The sequence below is a fragment of the Brevundimonas abyssalis TAR-001 genome, assembly GCF_000466985.1.
Taxonomy (GTDB): domain Bacteria; phylum Pseudomonadota; class Alphaproteobacteria; order Caulobacterales; family Caulobacteraceae; genus Brevundimonas; species Brevundimonas abyssalis.
Genome location: NZ_BATC01000109.1, coordinates 1 through 2,064, shown reverse-complemented (window position 1 = coordinate 2,064; position 2,064 = coordinate 1). Strand labels below are relative to the sequence as shown.

Sequence of the window (2,064 nt, the reverse complement as noted above, 5' to 3'; positions counted from 1 at the left end):
GCTGGCGGTGGCCGCCCTGACCCCGCTCAAGACCGTGGAGCCCTTCGTCATCCGGGTGGACCGGGCCACCGGGGCCGTGGATGTGGCCCGGGGCCTGTCGGCGGAGTCCGGCCCCGTTCAGTACGAAGAGGCGGTCAGCAAATACTTCCTGGCCCGCTATGTGCGCGCCCGCGAAGGCTATCTGGACGCCGCAGCCCGGGAGAATTTCCGTCTGGTGTCGATCCTGTCCGGACCCGAGGCGCAGCAGCGCTGGGCGGAGCAGTTCCGCGGGACCAATCCGTCCAGCCCCCAGAACCTCTACGGCCCCCAGGCGGAGGCCGTCGCCTCGATCCGCACCGTCGCCTTCATCAATCCCGAGGTGGCCACGGTCCGCTACCGCCTGACCGTGCGGCGCGCCCACCAGAGCGAGCAGAGCGACTGGATCGCCACGATCCGCTTCGCCTACAGCCGCGCCCCCCTGACCGAGGCGGACCGCCTGCTCAACCCCCTGGGCTTCCAGGTCCTGTCCTACCGTTCCGATCCGGAGGTGATCCCGTGAGACCTTTCCTGTCGCTCCTGTGCGCGGCCGCCCTGACCGGCCTGGCCGCCCCCGCCCTGGCCGATCCCCGCCCGGCTCCGCCCGGCCTGGCGCCAGCCGCCTTCGGCCACGCCGTCCTGGCCCGCTCCGGTCTGACTCCGTCCGACCTGGGCCGGGACGCCCCGGCCGGCGACCGCCGCATCCGCGAGGCGGCCTATGCGCCCGGCGCCGTCTACCGCATCGACGGCGCCATGCGCACCGCCACCCAGATCCTGTTCGCCCCGGACGAGACCATCCGCCATGCGGCCGTGGGCGACGCCGTGGCCTGGGAGGTGGCCGCCGAAGGGGCGGTGCTGTTCCTCAAGCCCCGCGAGTCCCACGGCCCCACCAATCTGCTCGTGGTCACCGACCGGGCCGGCGCCGCGCGGCATTATGTGTTCGAGCTGACCGCCGGGTCGGGGGCCGAGCCGCTTTATCAGCTGCGCTTCCGCTATCCCGACGATGCGCGCGCCGCCGAGGCCGCCGCCCTGGCCCGGCGCACGGCGGCCGCCCGGGACCGGGTGATCGATCTGGCCTTGGGGGCCGGCGCCTGGAGGGGCCGCGCAACCTGGCCTATTCGGTCCAGGGCGACCCGGCCCTGCAGCCCAGCGAAGTCAGCGACAACGGCCGCTTCACCGTGCTGCGCTTCCCCGGCGGCCGGCCCCTGCCGGCCCTGTTCGAGACGGACGGGGAGCGCGAACGCCTGGTCCCCTACGACGTGCGCGGCGAGTTCGTGGTCATTCACGGGGTGGTGCGCGGCCTGCGCCTGCGCCGCGGCGACGCCGTCCTGTGCATCTTCAACGAAGCCTTCGACGACCGCGCGGGCGGCCCCGCCACGGGCGCCGCCTCGCCCCGGGTCCAGCGCACCCGGACCGGAGGCGCGTCATGACCGGCCCGGCCGACCCCACGGATCCCCGACCCGACAGCGCCCGCCCGGACGCGCCGGACCCCCGCGGCGCGGATCCTCGCACCGCCCAGGCCGACCGCGGCATCTCCCCGGTGGCGGGCCGCTTCGGCGGGCCGCGCAGCCGCTGGATCACCGTGGCCGCCCTGGCGGCGGGCTGCGCCGCCTTCCTGTTCGCCACCTGGGACCGGGGCGAGCCCAAGGGAGACCCGCCGCCGGACACGCCGGCGCGTCAGATCGTGCCCTTCGAACCGGCCCGGCGCGCCGAGGCCCCGCCCCTGCCGGCGGACCGGGCGAGGATCCCCGGGCCCCGGCCCTGACGGACGGGCCCCGCGTCCCGGCCCTGGACCCGGGCGCCGACGGCGCCGGCCGGCCGGACGATGCGGCCCACCGGCGTCACCCACCTTTTCAACGCCATGAGCCAGCTGGGCAATCGCGAGCCCGGCGTGGTGGGCGCCGCCCTGAATGATTCCGACTGCTGGTGCGGCCTGATCGTTGACGGCCGCCACGTGCATGACGCGACCCTGAAGATCGCCTTGCGCGCCCGGCCGCTGGACCGCTTCATGCTGGTCGACCGACGCCATGCCCTCGGTGGGCATGACCG

At 75.2% G+C, this 2,064-nt stretch carries 3 protein-coding genes and 2 pseudogenes; all 5 read left to right on the top strand.

Annotated elements, in window-relative coordinates; genetic code table 11:
- Window positions 1-538: VirB8 family type IV secretion system protein (locus MBEBAB_RS14685; RefSeq protein ID WP_045319476.1), on the top strand; the 538-nt coding region annotated here is incomplete at its 5' end.
- A gap of 230 nt (window positions 539-768) precedes the next feature.
- A pseudogene (locus MBEBAB_RS18760) lies at window positions 769-993 on the top strand (TrbG/VirB9 family P-type conjugative transfer protein); the annotation flags it as partial.
- Window positions 994-1,106: 113 nt separating this feature from the next.
- The gene (locus MBEBAB_RS18755) at window positions 1,107-1,445 is read left to right on the top strand and encodes a TrbG/VirB9 family P-type conjugative transfer protein (RefSeq protein ID WP_200865131.1); all 339 of its coding nucleotides are present in this window, start codon (window positions 1,107-1,109) and stop codon (window positions 1,443-1,445) included.
- A complete protein-coding gene (locus MBEBAB_RS14675; protein WP_021698770.1) occupies window positions 1,442-1,780 on the top strand; it encodes a hypothetical protein in 339 nt (112 codons plus the stop codon). Before MBEBAB_RS18755 ends, MBEBAB_RS14675 begins: the two co-directional genes overlap by 4 nt.
- Window positions 1,781-1,849: 69 nt before the next feature.
- Window positions 1,850-2,064: pseudogene (locus MBEBAB_RS14670) on the top strand (N-acetylglucosamine-6-phosphate deacetylase); the annotation flags it as partial.

Bases quoted from the DNA above. Each gene is read 5' to 3' on its own strand.
- MBEBAB_RS14675 (WP_021698770.1), top strand. From the start codon at position 1,442: ATGACCGGCCCGGCCGACCCCACGGATCCCCGACCCGACAGCGCCCGC.